Origin of the sequence: Castellaniella caeni NBRC 101664 (assembly GCF_001592225.1) — a bacterium.
GTDB classification, from domain to species: domain Bacteria; phylum Pseudomonadota; class Gammaproteobacteria; order Burkholderiales; family Burkholderiaceae_B; genus Castellaniella; species Castellaniella caeni.
The window spans coordinates 1-18968 of record NZ_BCWN01000026.1; the positions used below are offsets into that span (position 1 = coordinate 1).

Below are 18968 nucleotides of genomic sequence, written 5' to 3' on the forward strand. Positions count from 1 at the left end.
GGCGGGCTTTCTGATCGGAAAGCCCCATTCTGGGGATGCGCCCCAGGCCCCGCCAGACTGGGAAGTACGAACGGATGAAAACGTCCATGCCGCCACGCTGAAAGACGCCCGTCACAACTCACTGTTTTATCCATGCGCAGATCCGATCTGATGAAGCAGATATTTGGCTGGTGCATGTTCCACAGGCCAGTTCACCTTTCGCGATTGTAGAATTGGAGAGGTGGCGCGATCGCTGGGACGAGTTTGCCGTGCTGATCATGGCGCAGCTGTAGGCCTTGGGCTACTCGGACAAGGCCACACGCCCGACACCTTGCTGAAAAATAAAACGCCCGCACTCCGGAGATACTGGGAGCACGGGCGCAAAGTCCACTGAAAGGCGGTTCAGGTTTAGTGCGAATCGACCTTCAGCTTGCCGTCGTTGATGAGGCTGTTAATCAGGGCGGACTGGCCTTCAGGCGAAGCCAGATCATGGCCCGCCGCCAAATCAGAGCGCCCTTCCAGAACGATCTGCTGGTCGTAGCCATTACCTGCGGCGTTCAGGGTGCCGTGGGAACTGACATTGATGACAGTATTACTGCCTTCGACGGAGACATGCAGGTACTGGGTCAGATCGCCCGGATGAGCTTCTTCACCTTGCAGCAGGCTGCTGATATCCAGCACATCCTGATGAGTCTTGTCCATATCCCCGTGAACGCCATACGTGTCGCCCTGGCCGAAATCCTTGATCGTATCGACCGGGATTGGGCCGGTGACGGCATCGTGGCCGCCATTCGTCCATTGGTCGTTGAGTTCCCATTTGAAGGTATCGTGGCCGTCGCCGCCGATCAGCGTATCGCTGTCGGCGCCGCCGATCAGGATGTCGTTACCCGCGCCACCATACAGGACGTCGTGGCCGGCGCCGCCGTTCAGCGTGTCGTTACCGCCCTGGCCGAACAGGAGATCGTCGCCATCGCCGCCCAGCAGCGTATCGTCGTGGCCCTGCGAACCGTCGGAGGTGCCGAAGCTCACCGCATGCTGCTGGATGAACTGGTACACATCCGCGTTGCTGGGATCATGACCCAAGCCTTCAGCCAGGAAGGCCTTCACGGTATCCAGCCCGTTCATGTCATCTAAGCCGTCCGGCTTGTCCTTCCCTGTCCAATCCAGCCAGGACACGTTCAGTTCGTCACCGAACAAGATATCGTTGCCTGCCCCGCCATGGAGGATATCGGAACCAAGGCCCGCATGCGTGCTGTCCTGGAAGCCCTTGTCCAAGGCATTGAGCAAGTCCTGCATGCTGCTGTCCTTGCTGTCATCGACCAGGGTGACTTCGCCGATATGACCAGTCAGCGTCGTTGACCCAGAATAGCTGCCACTGCCGTTGGGCAACTGAATACTGCCATCGCCCAAAACACCCGATTCAGTCGTGTTATCGAAGAATTTGAGCTGATTCTCGGATACTCCAGCCCCGATGCCGATAGCGTAGACATCGGTCCCGGTATGTGCCAGCAAGGAATTGTAAGCATCAATGCCGGCCTGCATATCATGAGCATATGTATCCGTACCGTGTTGCGAATGCGCGCCATTCGTCATCGTCGGATCGCCGTCAGTCAGGAAGAAGGTCAGGTTGCCATAACCATCCTTAGCGTGAACGCCTGAGCCCGAGGTCTTGCCGAACCAGGTTTCCGCCGCTTCGAACGCCGCCTGATAGTTGGTGTAGTAGCCCGGATTGGAACTGCTGACCGCCAGATGGTCGATCGCGTTTTTCAAGACTTGCAGGTTGTGGGCTTCGTCGGCGCTATTCAGCACGACCGTCACAGGCGCCGCCGCCTTGCTGCCGAATCCGATCAGCGTGACGACCAGCTCGCCATCGTGGGCGGCCAGTTTGTCGGCAAACCCCGCCAGCGCCTGCTTGGCAATCGCCAGGCGATCGATGTCCTTCCCGTTCTTGCCTGCGTTGTTCTCCTGCATGCTGTAGGACAGGTCGACCAGCAGGGCAATGTTGTAGTTGCCTGCAGGAACCGGCTCGCCCGGCACCATGCCGCCCGGATCCCCCACCAAGACGTCGTGCGAATCCGCCCCGTTGCCGGAAGCCGGCAGGGTGTCGTTGCCCGACGTGCCCACCGTCTCGGTGTAGTGGTCGATGGTGGCGGGAACTTCCGTCGTCGCGGCATCGTGGTTGGCAGATTCTACCGAGGTGACGCTGGCCTTGAGAGCGGACAGATCAGGTGCGCTATCGCCCGCCCCAAGAGGCGCCGTCAGGTGCAGATTGCTCAGGTCAGTCCCGGCCGGGAATGTCCATGTGTGGTTGGCGCCCGCCTCGCCTACAAGATGCCCGTCACCATCGGTGAACGTGGCGTCTTTCGGCAAGCCGCCGACGGTGATCGCCGTCAGGGTTTCGCTGCCATCAGTGTCGGACAGTTGGGCCGACAGATCGACGTCGTAGGTGGCGTGACCTTCGGTGGTTTGAACAGTGGTATTGATCCCGTCTCCCCAAGTGCCACCATCACCGAATACGAGGGCTTCGATGCTTTTCAGCTCGATATATGCCTTCGTTTCATTATCAATGACTTTGAGATCCCATTGACCGTTTTTGTAAGGAGAAACAATGGTGTACTCGTCGGCACTCTTAGTGAAGTAGACGACATCATATCCAGCCTTGCCATCGATTTTCCCATCAGCGCCATTGCTAGCCTCTTTGATGTCTCCCTCGACGACAAAGATATTGCTGTATTTAGCTTGTATCGTATTCGAACCTTGATTTTTATCGCTGTTCGGATAATCGATGACCGGCACATTGCCGATGATCTTGCCATCGGATCCAAAGCTGAATGACCCGCCGCTGAACTCAACCAAGGTGGTCTTGCTACCCTCGGTAATCACCGGCTCGCTCAGCGAGAAATGCAGCACGGGCGCGTCCGCCACCGGCGTGATGTCAATCGACAGCGTGGCCGTATCGCCGGCCGGATGACCATCCGCGCCGACGGCCTGGTAAGTCAGTTGGGCGTAGTTGTCGCTCGCGTCGCCTGCCGCGCCGCCGGACTGATTGGGCTCGGGCACGAAGCGCAGATGACTGGCGCTGCTGGCGTCGAATTGATCGCCGACCTTGACGTTGAACCAGACATTCCCGTCTTCGGAATACTGCAGCACGCCATGTTCGGGCAGCGACGTGATGCTGATCGCCGCGCCATCGCCGCCGGTCACGCCGAAGCTGGCCCAATTCAGGCTGATGATCGTGTCTTCATTAGCGCTGACTTCGCTGCTTTCAAGCGTGGGCAACTGAGGTGTCGTGTCAGGCAGCGTAATGTGAATCGGCACATTTACAGCATCGCCATCACCATCGGTGACGACAGCACCCAGATCGAGGACGGGCTGACCGTTGGAGCCATGGGAGTCGGAGCCAGATTGATACCCCAGGTCGATCCCGACAACCGAGTAATTGCTGTCGCCAGTCATGCCAGGTTGACCCCCGGCTCCCAGCTTGATTTCATGGATGCCGTCAGGATAGCCGGTCAGGTCGATCGTGATGAAATCAGCGGAAGATCCCGATACCGTGATGGGCGTATCGCTGCCATTGACGTAGACCAGCGCCGTTTCGCCGGTCTTCAGATCGAAAATCTTGATGTGGGCTTCGGTGGCCTTAGCATCAGAACCTGCATCAGGTTCAATGGAAAACACCAACCGCTCGCCTGCTTTACCCCAGTTGTTGTTGATTGCTGTATTGTCATTTCCGTCGTTCTGGATGCCCAGACGACCTCCGTCTCCAGAGATACCATTAGAATGCGGCGTTCCAGAAACCCCGGACACGGTCACGGAGAACGGCGCATCACCCATATCTACCGAAACGCCACCGTGCGTGTTCGTGAACGAGGCCGAGCCCGTACCCGTCGTCACACCACCGCCACCCACGGCATCAATCGCCCCATTCACGGTCACGGTATAACTGCCATGGTCGCCGGCCCCGCCCGTCAGGCTGGGGACGATGGTCAGAATCGGAGTCTGGCTGGCATCGCCATCCTTGACGGCGATGACACTACCGTCGGCGCGGGTCACATAGACCAGGTTGACGCCGCCGGAAGTCAACTGTACAGAGGTATCACCGACCTGCCCCATTACGGGTTGACCATCCAGGCTGGAACCGTCCGTACGGGTGATCGCCACATGCGCGCCTGCGTAATCGGCGCCCACGGAAACGCCCAGGCTGCCGGTCACGGCCGCGCCGACGTCCACACCTTCCAGGTTGACATCATGATCCACGCCCGAGATGACTTCCGGACTGTCGTCTTCGATGCGGATGGTGATGGTGCTGTCCGCCCCCGAATGCCCGTCCGATACCGAGACCGGAATCGTCAGGTCGATGACGTCTTCCTGATTGATGCCCAGGTGATCCAACGGGCCGGATTGCGTGACTTGATAGCCCGTCACGGCGCCATCAGAATCGTGCTGCAGTTCGACTGTCAACACGACGCGATAGTCAGAGCCCGTACCAGTGTGACCAATCAAATTGCCGCTGCCATCCAGCGTCCACGAAACCGGCTGCCCCTGAGAGGAAAGCGGATGAGCGTCAGCATCGCTGGAATCTTTAGTCACCAGATCGTCGCCATCCCGATAGCCGTAGGACACCCCCACTCCGGTTCCCAGCGTGACCGTCAGGTCTTTCAGCGCGGTATCGGGATCGGACAGGTTGATGGCGCCGGTGGCGATCGTGGCACTGGCGTTGTCTCCAAACGGCGCATCCTGGCCATACTGCCCATTGCCGCCATCGGGGTTACCGTGCGGGGTCAGGTTTTCATCCGTGACGACGGCGCTGACGCCTTCAACGTTGGGGTCTGCAGGGATGTCGATGCTCGGCCCCAGGTCGGGCAGATTGATCGTCAGGTGCCCTGTCGCCGGATCGCCATCGGCGTCGGTGACGGTGTAGTCGAAGACGAGATGACCATTGCCCGCCGCGCTGCCGTTGGCATCGATGGCACGGTACTGGTCAAACGTCCAGTTACCATCCTCGCCCATCGTGAAGGAAAACACCTTCTGATGCCCATCCTGTGTGTAGGCGGTCAGGGTCAGGCCATCCTGCTCTATGGTCAGGCTGCTGTCGCCGGATTGGACGCCTGCCAAGGAGACGGCCACGCCCAGGCCACCTGCACCGTCCGCGCCATATTGCACATCCACGTCGCCGCCCGCCGTCGCCAGCACGGTATCAGCTGCCGACTCCGAACCATGGAAAGTGATGCTCTTCAGGGCGTAGTCGCTGTTGTCTGTCTTACCGTTCTTGGTGTCATTGGAGTTGGGCGTGTCGTCCACAGCCGTGAATCGGACTTCGTCAAAAACGATACCGTCACCCGCGCTCAGGCCTGTCCTGGTGAAATCACCGCCCTGATCTGCGACCAGTAGGACGGATGTACCGACTTCCTCACCGTTCAAGTAGAAGCTGACCCGTCCCTGTTCGCCCTCTCCTTGGAAGAAAGAGGACAGTTCCACGTCGATGCTGCTGGCCGTCTTCCCGTCATCCAGATGAATGTTCAGGGATTCGGTGCCACCGCGATTACCCCAGCCACTGAAATCCCGATAACTGATTTCCGAACCCAGGGCATAGTAGGGCTCGTGATCCCCAGTATCAACGCCCAGGCCGCCAGCACCCTGCGTGATGGTAGCCGAGTGGCCGTCTTCCCAGCGACCACCATGCTTCTTCGACACATAATCGAAGCCCGTGGCGCTCAGCGTAATACCCAGGCCGTCGGACGTGAACGCTGTATTGCCGTTGGTGCCCTGCAGATGGGCAAAGTCGAAGGTAGCCGAGAAATCGCTGGCTGCAGGCTGATCCTCAGTCAATGTGGCTGTCGTCTCGTAATTCGTGGCATACGGACTGTCGTCCTCAACACGAACTGTGATGTACTGCGTGTCGGATGTACCGCCGTCGCCGTCGCTCACACTGACCGGAATCTTCAGGTTCAGCACGTCCTCGTGGGCATGCGTGCTGTCCGGGTGATCGATGGCGCCCTGCAGAGTGACCGTGTAGGTGTATTGCTGCTCGTTGCCGCTGATCGCACCAGGATGAAGCTGAATCTGAATGATTTCCTGGTAGTCCGCCTGGCCCACTGTTCCGGTATAGCCCTGCAAGACACCACTATCAGCATCGAAATGCCACTCGACGGCTTCGCCATGCGATGTCAGGTCATATTCCGTGCCGGTAGACAGGCTGAGGCCCTTGGCAGTACCCGCCAGCAACACAGTCGCGTCGTGCAGATCGCTATCGACATCCTTGATGGTGAAGGAGCCACCAGCAATCGCCTGATTGCTGCCATGCGTCCAATCCCCGCTGGGCTGGTTGTTACCGTGACCGGGGATGCCATTGTCGTAATTGGTGAGGGTCGTCAGGCCTTCTTCAGAGACGGCGGCAAACCCGCCATGCGAGCCAAAATCCAGCGTGGGCGCATCGTTGACGCCCGTCACCTTGATCGTCAGCGTGGCGGTGTCAGTGTCGCCATCGCCGTCGCGCAGGGTGTAAGTGAAGACTTCCTTGCCATTGCCGTTATCGCCGCCCAGGGCCTGCAGGGCTTCATAGCGATCGTGATTTTCAGTCGTATCCGTGACCAGTGTATAGGTGTAGCTGCCATCCGGGTGGATGGTCAGATCGCCGTATTTGCCCTCGATGGTCGTGCCGGCGCCACTATTGTCCTGCACATCCGACCCACCACCTGCGGTGGCAATATGGGAAACCTCGGCGCCATCGGCACCCGTCGTATCGCGCCCAGGATGGCCATGGCCGCTACCGCCATCCACGACATTGCCGCCCACAGAAAGGCCTTCCTCGGAAATAGAGGTGTAGTCGTTCTTGGCGTCCGGCGCATCGTCCTTGATGGTGATGTTCAGGTTCTGCTGGTTGGAATCGCCATCGCGATCCGTGGCCGTGATCTGGAACTGATCCTGCGTCTGGTCGCCAGACACGTTCGGCGCCGAGGTCAACGTGTAGGTGTAGCTGACCGTGATGGTGCCGTCCGCCGCCTGGGAATAGCCATTCAGGATCATCGTGCCGTACTGGGTGGTGATCGTCTGAGGATGAGCAGCGTCCAAGGCCTCCAGATCAGACCGGCTGATCTGGAAGGTCTGGTTACCATCGGCATCCGTGTAGCCAATCTTGACCGCAGCCGAATCGCTCAGGCCGTCCAGCGCCTTGATGGTGAAGTGGGACTGCACCAAGGTATCGGCCGCATTCGGATGGCTGCCATCGGTCAGGCCGCTTTCATAGACCACGCGGTCGGTCGTGACACCCTGCACGGGTGCGCCATGATCCTTGGGCACATTGACCGTGACACCGTCGTCCTTGCCCTGGATATTGATGGTCAGGGTCGAGGTAGACGTATCGCCGTCGTTGTCGGTGATCGTGTATTCGATCTGGAAGCTTTTGGTCTCGCCCGCACCCAGGGCCTGAGTCGCCAGGCTGGAATTGTTCAGATTGAAAGTCCAGTCGCCGGGGATGAGGCCGGGCTTGAAAGTGCCGTAATCCGAGATATTGGCGCCATCGTCAACGGCGTTGCCTGAACTGTCTACTTCGACAAAAGTGCTTCCCCACGCCACCATATGCCGCAGATTGGGGCCGTCAGCGCCGAAATCGTCGTTGCTCAGGACATTGCCCCTGACATGCGTTTCCGAGTAACTGCCATCTTCCAGCACGTGGGTGGAATCCACGGAGGCCTGCGGGGCATCGTCGTGGATGGTGATCGTCAGGAGATTGCCGGTAGCCTCTGCGTCGTAGGTGTCCTTGACCACAATGGGCACCTGCAGCGTCAGGTCGTTTTCTCCGCCACCGGCAGCATGCTGAACCGGAGCCAGCAGCTCGACCTGGTAGGAATAGCCATCCGTCGGGTTGCCATCGAGCGTGACTTTGATCACATCGCCCAGAGCGTAGAACTTGCCCAACGCCGTGATGCCGATCTGTCCAGTCAGCATTTGGCCGTCGTCAGACAGTACCCAGTGCACTGGCAAGCCGCTAGACGTCAGCGACGAGGTTGGTTCGCCCAGCGTCACGGAGGCGACCGCATCGCCCTTGTCCCCGTCGTGCACCGTAAAGGTGCCGCTGGCATTCGTATTTACCGGATCGCCGGATTCCGGGAGCCCGGCCCCATGCGGCGGAAGAAGCCCGGCGCTCAGGCCTTCTTCGGTCACGAATGCATTGGCATTGGCGCCATCTTGACCACCGAAGGTGATCGTGGGCACGTCATTGGTGCCGTTGACGGCGAGCGTCAGCGTCGCGGTGGAGGTGTCGCCATCGGCGTCGGTCACGGTATAGGTGAAGACGTCCACATCGCCGTTGCCTTCACCCTGACCCAGGGCCTGGACGGCAAAATAACGATCGTCTTCGGGATCACTGACTAATTTATAAACATAGAAGCCATGGTCGGTGAGAAACAGGTCGCCATACGTGCCTTGAATGACAGTGCCTACACCACCGACCGCAGTGTCGCCCGAAGCGACGCCACCAGCCTGAACGCCGGTGACGGTGGTGTTGTCATCCGCGCCTAGGGAGTCCCTGCCATCGGCGGGAGATGTTTCATGCCAACCAGTAATGACGTTGCCCTTGGCGATCAGATCAGTGTCTTCTGTGACCTGATTGGCATCGTTGTTGGCAAACGGCTGGGTGTCCAGGATGTTCGCCACCAGATCTGAGGATGTGGCCCGGCCAAGCCCATCGACCACGGTGATACCGATGGTGTCGAACACGGACTCGTCATTGCCTGTGGCCTGATTGTGCGTCTGGGCGCCATCGGACCAGTAGGTGTAATCCACGACGCCAGTGGCGGGGTTGTACCCTGTGATGTGCAGCAGCCCGCGATCGGTGTCGATCACGATGGGGTCATCTACCGAGGCACCGGCCAGTTCGGTGGCCGAGATGACACGAACAACCGGGTCAGCCGTCGAGCTGCCGCCCCCCGGGTTGGTGCCCTCGGGTGCGGACGGAGCCGATTCAGGCACGTAGGTGAACTGCAGGGAACCCAAGCCAGCTGCCGCAGAGATGGCGAACGTCCCCGAATACCCGTTATGGGTCGGCGTGTTGTCAGCGGGCGTCGAGAGCAGCGCGAAAAGGGCTGGAGATTGGGACTGGTGAGTATTGTTCTCCAAAATGGAGAACGTGCCCGGGACAATTGAGGGATCTTGCCCAGCGCCGCCCGGATTGTCATTTCCATCAGGAATATCAATCGTCGGCCCGGCGGGCACGGCAGCGTCCGCCGCCCCGGCAACCCCGCCCAACTGCACGAATTCCGGCGTTTCCACGCCCGGACGCGGATACGCCAGATCCAGCGGCGACACGGATTCTGTGATGGCAGCCAGACGCGTGAAGCTGGCACCACCGCCGCCACCACCAGTCAGCACCGCCGCGGTCGGGTCGAGGGTATCAAACGGGTCTTGACCCGCATCCAGCGCGGCCAGTACCTGGTCAGCCACCGGGTCAGCCGGGGGCGCCACCGCGTTGTCCGCAGGCTGCGGCTGGGCCTGGGCCAGATCGTCGGTCACGACCATGTCGGTGTTCTGGCCGACGATGACGGGAGGAACACCCGTGGCCTGCAGGGTGACGCTGGCGCCACTGTCCGTCAGGATATGGGCATCGACGGGAACCCGCATGCCTTCGTGCAGCGCAACGAGGTTGCCATCAGCATTGCGCATCCAGGCTTTGCCTGTGACGTGGGTGATGAGAACGGTATCGGTAGCCATGTGGGTATCCCCTGTGTGAATGAGGTCGTGCCGGGGCGCGTGAGGCGCTTTGACGGCAATCATGGGGAGAATGCTACAGATGGAAAGAAGTGCTGCCTATTGTCGTGTCAGCCAATAGGGCAGGGATTTGGAGCAAGCAATAACCGGGATGGGCATGTCGGTTGAGCGCGCTATTTGCATCCCTTGGCAGGGCTGCCAGTTGGCTGCGATTGCTGCGGTTCGGACAATGGGCATCCCTCTATCTGGATGCCGACCATGCCTGACCTCAAGTACATCGTTGCTCATGCGGAGAGTTTGCTCATAAGCACCCGCCCGAAGTTGGTTATGGCTCCCCGACCGCGTTTTGCTTTCTTCTACACAAAAGTGTAGTCTGAATGAAGATTTCAGGTTTCGATTGGGATGCCGGAAATTGGCCTAAATGTGGCAAGCATGGCGTTTCTCGGGAAGAAATTGAATACATGCTCAAGTCGGCGCGAATAGCACCGGACGCTACGCACTCGCAGCAAGAGCCACGGTATATTGCGGTGGGTCGCAATCCTCAGGGGCGTCCAATGTTCGTCGCCTTCGCGCTCAGGCAATGGGGTGATCGGCTGTCCATCCGCCCAATCAGTGCGCGCTACATGCATGCTCGGGAGGCAAACCGTTATGAAGAAAGTTCCTCAATTTGACTCTGATCGTGCGGCAGAAGCCTTTCTTGATCAGGATTTATCAGGCTTGGATTTTTCGCAATTCAAGCCCATGCGCTTCGAGCTAGCGCCCAAGTCGGTATCCCTGAACATGCGCCTGCCAGCCTCCTTGCTTGATGCGGTCAAGGCACGCGCCAAGGCCAGGGGCATCCCCTACACCCGCTACGTGCGGATGCTGCTGGAATCGGATGTCATGCGCCGCAAGCATCCATAGACCAAGTTTCAATCAAACGCCCAGGCCTTTTCTGGCCTGCTGCTCGATGCCGTGCACCCGCAGTGCCAGCATCAGGCGGTCGGTGACGCCCATTTTTTCGAAGATGGCCGAGATGTGCGCGCGCACGGTGCGTTCGGTAATGCCCAGGCTGTCGGCAATCGATTGGTTGGAATGGCCCTGCGCCACGTAACGGGCCACGTCGCGCTCGCGCGACGTGAGGTCGCGCGCCCAGTCCTGGTCGGGCTCGGGCACGGCGCGGCCGATCTGGCTGAGCATGCGGGTGAGCATGCTCTTGCCCACCCAGATTTCGCCCCCCATCACGTGCCGCAGCACGCGGTCGAGCCCCTGCACCGGCATATAGGCGTGCACGTAGCCGACGGCGCCGGCCACCAGGGCGCGCTGGCCTTCGGGGTCGCCGGGATGGGTGCTGGCCACGACGATCTGCAGCCCGGCGGGAATGGGTGGAATCTGGTCGTTGGCGGTGGGCAGCAGGCGGGCATCCAGGATGACTGAGACGCCACGGCACCCCCAGCTGACGAGATCGCTCAGGTGTCGCGCGCGCGCCGGTGCCCAGTCGAACTGGGACAACCCCGACCAATGCTGGTAGAGCGCGTCGTCGGCTGTCAGCAACAGAACGGGTAACGTCATGAGTGTCTCCCCCTTTTCACCATCAGCGCTCGCGAAACGCATTGGAATGCGCCCGCAGCACGGGTTTCAGCAGATACTGCATCAAGGTGCGCTTGCCGGTGAGGATGTGCACTTCGGCCATCATCCCCGGCAGGATGGGGCGATCGTCGCTGCCCACAAACGCGCTGTCGGTTCGCACCTTCACCAAGTAATACGAATTGCCCTTCTCATCCGTGATCGAGTCGGCGCCGATCTCTTCCACGTGCCCCTGCAGGCCGCCGTAGATGGAAAAGTCGTACGCCGTGAATTTGACTTCGGCCTTCTGGCCCGGGTACAGGAAGCCGATGTCGCGCGGATTGATGCGCACTTCCAGCAGCAGGGTATCGTCGGACGGCACGATTTCCATGATGTCCTTGCCTGGCTGCACCACGCCGCCGATGGTATTGGCCGTCAGGGTCTTGACCGTGTCGTTGACGGGCGAACGGATGTTGGACGAAGTGACGCGGTCGGCCAGCGCCACCTGGCTTTCCAGCAAGGTGGACAGCTTAGCCCGGGTGTCGGACAGTTCGGTGCGCGCCTGGTTGCGGAAGGTGACCTCGGTTTCCTTCAGCTTGGCCTCGGCTTCCTGGATGGAGGCCTGGATTTTGTCGATCTGCGCGGCGGCGGATTTCTGGTCGCCGCAGTACTTGGCGACGTCGCGCTGCAGGCGCAGCAGATCCACCTGCGACACGGCGCCGCTGGCAAGCAGCGGCTTGGTCATGGCGTATTCGCGCGAGGACAGGCTGCAGCTGGTGGCGGCCTGGTCGCGGTTGGCAATCGTGGAACGCAGCTCTTGCTGGCGCTGGTTGAGCTGCTCTCTGGCGACGTCCAGGTTGGCCTGCAGTTCCCGCGTACGGGCCCGCCATACGTGGCCTTCCTGCTCGGCCAGCTGCGGGGCCTGCTCGAGCACGTCGGTCGGGGCCTGGAAGGGCGTGCCGTTGGCGATGGCTTCGAGCCGGGCCACCTTGGCCTTCAGCGCCAGGGCCTCGACGCGGTTTTCACCCAGCGAGGACGAATAGCGCGTGGGGTCGATGCGCAAGAGCACCTGGTTTTTGACGACCTTGTCGCCCGGACGCACGAGAATTTCCTGCACCACCCCGCCATCCAGGCTTTGCACGACCTGCACTTGGCGCGAAGGCACGACCTTGCCCTCGCCGCGCACGACCTCGTCGATGTCGGCCGTGGCCGCCCAGAAGACCAGCACGCCGATGGTGATGAGCGACATCCAGATGAGCACCCGCGAGCCGCGCGCCCGCTGGTTGCTGAATACCCAGGCGGCGTCCTGCACCATGTTCTTGTTGCTTTGATGGTCGCCCGGCGCGAAGGACTGGCGCAGACCGGAGAGCAATTTTGGAAACAATGCCATGTCAGCCCCTGCGCGCCCCGCCGATGCGGCCCTGGCGCAGGGCCTCGACCACCTGGGCCTTGGGGCCGTCGGCCACGATGCGGCCATGGTCGATGACCATGAGCCGATCGACCAGGTCGAGCAGCGACGTGCGGTGCGTGACCAGGATCATGGTCTTGCCTTCGCTGGCGGCGCGCAGGCGGGCCTTGAGCTGAGATTCGCTTTGGTGATCCATATTGCTGCTGGGTTCGTCCAGCAGCAGGATTTGCGGGTCGTTGACCAGCGCGCGCGCAATGGCGATGGACTGCCGCTGCCCGCCTGAGAGCGAATCGCCGCGCTCGCCCACGATCATGTTGTAGCCTTCGGGGTGGCTGGCGGCGAACTCGTCCACCCCCGCCAGCTGGGCGGCGCGCAGCACGTCTTCGTCGGACGCAAAGGGCGAGGCAATCGTGAGGTTGTGCCTGAGCGTGCCGTAGAACAGCACCGGGTCTTGCGGCACGTAACCGATGGTGCGGCGTACGTCGGCCGGGTCGATCTGGTTGAGGTCGATGCCGTCGATCAGCACGGCGCCCTGCACTGGCGCGTAGAGCTTGAGCACCAGTTTTTCAAGCGTGGTCTTGCCCGAGCCGATGCGCCCGATGATGCCGACCTTCTCGCCAGGCTGGATGCGGAAACTGACGCCATCCAGCGCCGCCATCTGCGTGTTGGGATAGGCGAAGGTGACGCCCTGGAATTCGATGCCGCCCTTGAGCACGGGGCGCGGCATGAACGCCTGGTTGGCCGGGCGCTCGACCGGCATGGACATGTAGTTGTCGATGGATTTGAGCGAGGCCTTGGCGTTGTGGTATTGCATCATGAGGCCCACCACCTGCCCCAGCGGTGCCAGGCAGCGCCCGGAAATCATCGAGGCCGCGATGATGCCGCCCATGGTCATGCCGTCTTGCACCAGATAGACGCCGATGACCACCACCGCGATGTTGACCAGCTGCTGGCTGGTCTGCACGAAGCTGACGGTGACCGACGAGGTGAGCTTGATGTGCGCGCCCAGCTCGGCCAGCCAGCGGGTGGATTCTTCCCACATGCGCTGCGAATAGCTTTGCGCGTTGAGCGCCTTGACGGTTTCCATGCCGTTCAGGGCCTCGATGAGGCCGGCGTTGCGCTGCGCGCCCGCCTGAAAGGATTCGAGCGTCATTTTCTCGACCCGCGCCAGGGCCACCAGCGACACGGCCAGGATGATGAGGATGGCGACGATGGGCGGCAGCACCATCCAGGGGGAAATCCAGGCCAGCACCACCAGAAACAGCACCACGAAGGGCAGATCGACCAATGTGGTGAGACTGGCCGAGGCGATGAAATCGCGCACGGATTCGAAGGAGCGCAGGTTGGAGGCGAACGAGCCCACCGACACGGGACGGCTTTCCATGCGCAGGTCGAGCACTTGTTCCATGATGCGCGAGGACAGCTCGACATCGACCCGCTTGCTGGCGATATCGACCACGTAGGCGCGGATGCCGGTGAGCGCCAGGTTGAACACCATGGCCAGGGCAATGCCGATGGTCAGCGCCCACAGGGTTTCGACCGCGCTGTTGGGGATGACGCGATCGTAGATGTTCATCGTGTACAGCGGCATCACCAGGGCAAAGATGTTGATCAGCAGCGCCGCGGCGATGGCGTCGCGGTAGAGCTTCCAGTTGCCCAGCATGGCGGCCCAGAACCAGTGGCCGCTGCGCGCCCGCATGTGGGCGTCCTGTGTGCGGTCTTCGGTGCGGTACTTGGGGCGCACGAAGGCCGCCAGCCCGGCGTATTCGATCTGGAGGTCGGCCTTCTGCACCTCGACGGGTTCGGGCGATTCCGGGTACTGCACCAGGTATTGGTCTTCGCGCTCGCGGATCAGCACGCAGGTGCGCTGGTCTTTGAGAAACAGGATGGCCGGCAGGACGCCGCGCGACCAGCCGCCCAGGCTGCGGCGCACGATGCGCGCGCCGCACTGCGCGCGCGCCGCCGCCCGCGCCAGCAGCGAGGGCGTGAGGCACTGATCGACCAGCGGCAGGCCCGAAGACAGCTGCTGCGCCGTGCAGGGGCGGCCCAGCAGCTGGGTGATCAGCACCAGGCTTGCCAGCAGCGGATCGTCGTGCAGCTGGTGGGGCGTGGCGCCCCGCGCGTGCGGCGGCACGCCGCCCTGGCCAGGCGCGGCCTGGCGGGCTTCGGGCGCGACGGCCTCGGGGCCGGGTGCGGCCGCCGGGTCGGCGCTTGCGGGAGAAACAGAATCAGGTTGCGCAGCCATGGCAGCATCAGAGGATGGAGTCGTCATCGGGAATGAGGTCGAGCGCATCGTGCAGCCGACGGCGGGTCTGCTTGCGCTGGCTGAGCTTGGCCAGCGCCTGCTCGGGCAGGTCGGTGAGGCGCAGCGAACCATTGGCGACCAGGGCATCGATCACGTCCTCGAGCACCCGGATGAAACTGGCATCGAGCTCGGAGAGATCGTGCTGAAGCTGACTTTTATCAGCGGCCATCTTGCACCTCATTACAACGGAAAAATGGGGCCGCCCCCGGGGCGGCCCGCATGCCGGCACTACGCACGAATGCTGGCCTAGAGGCCCGTAAACCGGAGTTTAGTTCCAGCCGCTGGCCTTGCCTGCCGATGCCGTACCTGTGCGCTGCCCCTTGGCGGGGGTGAGTTCAGGCGGGTTGAGCCCGGACTTGTAGTTGACCCGCACCGGCTGCAGATTGCTGGTGTTGGGCAGCGGGGTGACGCAGGCTTTCAGGATTTCATCCGGAAACTGCAGCTTGGAGGCCTCGTCGGGCTGATCGGCGTAGGGATCGGCCAGGCTGAGCGCCGGCAACAGCTTGTGCGCCAGCGCCAGCCACTGGTATTCGGCGTTGCGCAGGTCGTAGGCGCCGTTGGTGAGCGCCTGACGGGCATCGAAAAGTTCGTTTTCGGTGTCGAGCAGATCGAGCAGCGTGCGCTGGCCGATCTTGAACTGCTGCAAATAGGCGACCCGCACCTGAGAGATGTCGCGCTCGTGGGCCTGCAGGAAAGGCATCTGCGCGCGCAGGCGCACCACGTTGTTCCAGGCAATGGCCAGTTCTTGCTGCACGTTGCGGCAGGTGTAGTCGCGCACATCGCGCGCGGCGTAGGTTTGCGCTGCCGTCTGGCGCACGCGGGCGCTGTCGGCACCGCCCCGGAACAGGTTGAAGGTGGCCATCAGCTGGACGTTGGAGCTTTGCGTGCTTTCGTCGTTGATGTAGGGCGGATCGGAGCGGTCGCGGCCCGTGGCGGCCCGCAGTTCGACCGTTGGCGCAAAGTGCCCCTTGGCCGAAGCCTTGCCACGTTCGGCGGCCTGCACCAGGGCCTGCTTGGACAGCACCGAAGGGTTGACCCGCACCGAGTCGGTGAAGTTGTCGGGGTTCTTGGGCAGCAGCGCGTCGGTGTTGGGTGCCGCGGCCATGGTGTCGGGCGGCACCGTGCCGGTGAGTCGCTGGTAGCGCTGCGTGACGTCGTTGAGGTTGCCGTTGGCCGTCATGAGGTTGGTCTGCGCCAGAGCCAGTCGGGCCTGGGCCTGCACTTCATCGACCCCGCGGCCCACGCCGGATTGGCTGCGCTCGGAGATCTGCTTGAAGATGTCGGTGTGCAGCTTGTAGTTTTGCTCGGCCAGACGCACCTGTTCGCGGTAGCGCTGCACGTCGAGATAGGCCTGCGTGGCCTGCTGCGCCAGGCTGTCGACCGTGGCCTTGAGCGTGTAGTAGTCGGCCAGCTTTTCAAAGCCCAGCTGGCGCACATCGTTGATGGTGGAGAAGCCGTCGAACAACAGCTGGCGCAGCGACAGGCTGTAGCCCGTGCGCGTCCAGTCGGTGGAGGGACCGTCGCTGGCGGCGCCACGGTATTCGCGGCCCGTCCAGCCTTGCAGGTTGACCTCGGGCAGCAGTCGGCCGCGGCCGACCTTCTGGCCTTCGAGGCTGGACTGGAAGTTGTGGAACTGGGCGGCGATCTCGGGGTTGTGCAACACTGCCGATTCGACCGCCTGTGGCAGCGTGACGTTTTCGGCGCCGGCGCTGGCGGACAATGCAAAGGCGGCGGCAGCGGCAAGGACGGACAAGACGACTTTCTGGCTAGCCATGTTTGGGGCTCCTGGGAAACATGTCTTGCGCGATGAAGCGGAAAACATATATGTGGATGAAACAAGCACGAACGGGGCAAACTGCGGCTGACGCGCCGCCTTTCATGTGGTGTTATCTCAACATGGCTCGATTGGTGAACCCACCCATTGGCAAGTCGGAGCCACTGGTTTCCGGCCAGTGTTCTTGAAGCATGAACTTGCGTCTTGCTGTTTGTTTGATGTGACAAACGTTGATGCATTGTACAAAGTCGCACCAATTGTGAACAGCACAAGTTGAGCAAAACAGACGGGATATCCTACTTTTTACAATGTTTTTATGCTGAACACGCTCTGGCTCGCCCTCTTCCTGACTGCCGCGGCAGCCGCCTTGTTCCAATGGCTGGTGCTGGGAAACGCGGCCATCTTCGCCCAGCTTGTTACAAGTCTGTTCGGCATGGCCGACCTCTCCGTGAAGCTGATGCTGCTGCTGTTTGGCACGCTGACGCTCTGGATGGGCTTTTTGCAGATCGCCGAAAAGGCGGGCCTGGTGCAGCTGCTGGCCCGCGCGCTGGGGCCTTTGTTCCGGCGGCTGATGCCCGGCGTGCCCCCCGGCCACCCGGCCCTGGGGCTGATGACGCTCAACTTCGCCGCCAACGCCCTGGGGCTGGACAACGCGGCCACGCCCATCGGGCTGCGCGCCATGCGCGAGCTGCAGACCCTCAACCCGCAGCCGCGGATCGCCACCAACGCGCAGATCCTGTTTCTGGTGCTCAATTCTTCGTCGCTCACCTTGCTGCCGGTCACCATTTTCATGTACCGGGCGCAGCAAGGCGCGCACGACCCCACCCTGGTGTTCCTGCCAATTTTGCTGGCCACCTCGGCCTCGACGCTGACGGGGCTGCTATCCGTCGCCTGCCTGCAGCGTCTGCGCCTGGCCGACACCGTGGTGCTCGCCTGGCTGGGCACGGGTGCCCTGTTGCTGGGCGGCTTCATTGCCGTGCTGGCCAGCCTGGGCAGCAGCGCCGTGGCGGCGCTGTCTTCGCTGCTGGGCAACCTGACGCTGTTTGGCATCATCATCGCGTTTCTCATCGTGGGCGCCTGGAAGCGCGTACCCGTCTACGACAGTTTTCTGGAAGGCGCCAAAGAAGGCTTCGATGTCTGCAAAGAACTGCTGCCCTATCTGGTCGCGATGCTGTGCGCGGTGGGCGTGCTGCGCGCTTCAGGCGCGCTTGACCTGCTGCTGGACGCCATCCGCTGGCTGGTTACGCTCAGCGGCCTGGACAGCCGCTTCGTGGACGCCCTGCCCACGGCCCTGGTCAAGCCGTTTTCGGGCAGCGCGGCACGTGCCCTGATGATCGAGACCATGCAGCACACCGGCCCGGACAGCTTCGCCTCGCTGCTGTCCGCCACGATCCAGGGCAGCACCGAGACGACGTTCTACGTGCTGGCGGTCTATTTCGGCGCCGTTGGCATCCGCCGTGCGCGCCACGCCGTCGGCTGCGCGTTGCTGGCCGATCTGTCGGGCGTGCTGGCCGCCATCGGCGTGTGCTACTGGTTCTTTGGCTGACTACAATGATGTGTGGCACGTAACCGCCGCGCCCGTCGCGCGCGTCTGCGTGCCACGATACGCACGCCACACCGGAGCCAGCCGCCATGCCGCACACACCAAGCACCCTATCCTCGCCATGCCAGCCCGCCCGACAACACCGGGGCCGCATCCTGCGGCGCTTGCTGGCGCCCGCCCTGCTCGCCAGCCTGAGCGCCTGTGCCGGCATCGGCAGCACGGCCCCGGGCACTCCGCTGACGCAGATCGAAGCCCACTTTGGCGCCCCTACCCTGCAATGCACCGACCGCAACGGCCAGGCGCGTGCCATCTGGTCGCAGCAGCCGCTGGGGCAATACGCCTGGGGCGGCACCCTCGACGCGGCAGGCCGGATCGAGGCGATGCAGCCGATCCTGACCGACGAACACTTCCAGGTGCTCAAGCAAGGCACCTGGACGCCCGAACAAGTGCGCTGCGAATTCGGCCCACCCGCCTTCATCGACAGCGTGGGCCTGCCCGGCACGCGCCAGGTCGTCTGGAACTACCGCTACCGGCAGGATCACGTCTGGAATTCACTGATGTTCGTGTACTTCGGCCAGGACGGCAGCCACGTCACCCGCTTTCATCCGGGCCCCGACCCCCTGTACGACCCCGATCGCATGCCGGGCCGCTGAGCCCCCAGCTTCAGGTGCCCACCGGCAAGCTTTTGCCTGTGCGTGTTCCACGGGCC

Annotated in this window: 10 protein-coding genes; 4 read left to right on the plus strand and 6 right to left on the minus strand. The window is 62.1% G+C overall.

Going from position 1 to position 18968, the window contains the following annotated elements; all coding sequences use genetic code 11:
- Nucleotides 1-387 precede the first annotated feature (387 nt).
- Nucleotides 388-9687: a retention module-containing protein gene (locus tag CCA01S_RS13555; RefSeq protein ID WP_198150022.1), complete on the minus strand. Its 9300-nt coding sequence runs from the start codon at nt 9685-9687 to the stop codon at nt 388-390.
- Between the two features lie 374 nt (nt 9688-10061).
- Here CCA01S_RS13555 and CCA01S_RS16330 point away from each other — a divergent pair, with 374 nt between their 5' ends.
- Nucleotides 10062-10355 (plus strand): BrnT family toxin, encoded by a 294-nt coding sequence (locus CCA01S_RS16330; RefSeq protein ID WP_084386774.1) that lies wholly within the window; start codon nt 10062-10064, stop codon nt 10353-10355.
- Nucleotides 10333-10587 carry a CopG family antitoxin gene (locus CCA01S_RS13560; RefSeq protein WP_084386775.1) on the plus strand — a complete coding sequence of 85 codons (255 nt, stop codon included), beginning with the start codon at nt 10333-10335 and terminating at the stop codon, nt 10585-10587. Before CCA01S_RS16330 ends, CCA01S_RS13560 begins: the two co-directional genes overlap by 23 nt.
- Before the next feature lie 12 nt (nt 10588-10599).
- Here the strand turns inward: CCA01S_RS13560 and CCA01S_RS13565 are convergent, their stop codons facing one another.
- From CCA01S_RS13565 to CCA01S_RS13585, 5 genes are all read right to left on the minus strand, one after another.
- Nucleotides 10600-11235, minus strand: coding sequence for a response regulator transcription factor (locus CCA01S_RS13565; RefSeq protein WP_066459412.1), 636 nt, complete (start codon nt 11233-11235; stop codon nt 10600-10602).
- Nucleotides 11236-11257: 22 nt separating this feature from the next.
- Nucleotides 11258-12619, minus strand: a complete 1362-nt coding sequence (locus CCA01S_RS13570) for an HlyD family type I secretion periplasmic adaptor subunit (protein WP_084386776.1) — start codon at nt 12617-12619, stop codon at nt 11258-11260.
- A 1-nt stretch (nt 12620) separates the two neighbouring features.
- Nucleotides 12621-14882: a type I secretion system permease/ATPase gene (locus tag CCA01S_RS13575; protein ID WP_084386777.1), complete on the minus strand. Its 2262-nt coding sequence runs from the start codon at nt 14880-14882 to the stop codon at nt 12621-12623.
- 7 nt (nt 14883-14889) lie between these two features.
- Nucleotides 14890-15111, minus strand: coding sequence for a hypothetical protein (locus CCA01S_RS13580; RefSeq protein WP_066459414.1), 222 nt, complete (start codon nt 15109-15111; stop codon nt 14890-14892).
- 99 nt (nt 15112-15210) lie between these two features.
- On the minus strand, nt 15211-16716 hold the full coding sequence (locus tag CCA01S_RS13585) for a TolC family outer membrane protein (protein WP_066459415.1): 1506 nt from the start codon (nt 16714-16716) through the stop codon (nt 15211-15213).
- 316 nt (nt 16717-17032) lie between these two features.
- On the opposite strand from CCA01S_RS13585, the gene CCA01S_RS13590 reads away from it, so the two are divergent.
- Together CCA01S_RS13590 and CCA01S_RS13595 are read left to right on the plus strand one after the other, a co-directional pair.
- The gene (locus CCA01S_RS13590; RefSeq protein WP_066459417.1) at nt 17033-18262 is read left to right on the plus strand and encodes a nucleoside recognition domain-containing protein; all 1230 of its coding nucleotides are present in this window, start codon (nt 17033-17035) and stop codon (nt 18260-18262) included.
- A gap of 86 nt (nt 18263-18348) precedes the next feature.
- Entirely contained in the window at nt 18349-18912 is a 564-nt protein-coding gene (locus CCA01S_RS13595) for a hypothetical protein (protein ID WP_066459418.1), read from the plus strand.
- Nucleotides 18913-18968 lie beyond the last annotated feature (56 nt).

Bases quoted from the DNA above. Each gene is read 5' to 3' on its own strand.
- CCA01S_RS13570 (WP_084386776.1), bottom strand. From the start codon at position 12,619: ATGGCATTGTTTCCAAAATTGCTCTCCGGTCTGCGCCAGTCCTTCGCG.
- CCA01S_RS13585 (WP_066459415.1), bottom strand. From the start codon at position 16,716: ATGGCTAGCCAGAAAGTCGTCTTGTCCGTCCTTGCCGCTGCCGCCGCC.
- CCA01S_RS13575 (WP_084386777.1), bottom strand. From the start codon at position 14,882: ATGGCTGCGCAACCTGATTCTGTTTCTCCCGCAAGCGCCGACCCGGCG.
- CCA01S_RS16330 (WP_084386774.1), top strand. From the start codon at position 10,062: ATGAAGATTTCAGGTTTCGATTGGGATGCCGGAAATTGGCCTAAATGT.
- CCA01S_RS13595 (WP_066459418.1), top strand. From the start codon at position 18,349: ATGCCGCACACACCAAGCACCCTATCCTCGCCATGCCAGCCCGCCCGA.
- CCA01S_RS13555 (WP_198150022.1), bottom strand. From the start codon at position 9,687: ATGGCTACCGATACCGTTCTCATCACCCACGTCACAGGCAAAGCCTGG.
- CCA01S_RS13560 (WP_084386775.1), top strand. From the start codon at position 10,333: ATGAAGAAAGTTCCTCAATTTGACTCTGATCGTGCGGCAGAAGCCTTT.
- CCA01S_RS13590 (WP_066459417.1), top strand. From the start codon at position 17,033: ATGCTGAACACGCTCTGGCTCGCCCTCTTCCTGACTGCCGCGGCAGCC.
- CCA01S_RS13580 (WP_066459414.1), bottom strand. From the start codon at position 15,111: ATGGCCGCTGATAAAAGTCAGCTTCAGCACGATCTCTCCGAGCTCGAT.
- CCA01S_RS13565 (WP_066459412.1), bottom strand. From the start codon at position 11,235: ATGACGTTACCCGTTCTGTTGCTGACAGCCGACGACGCGCTCTACCAG.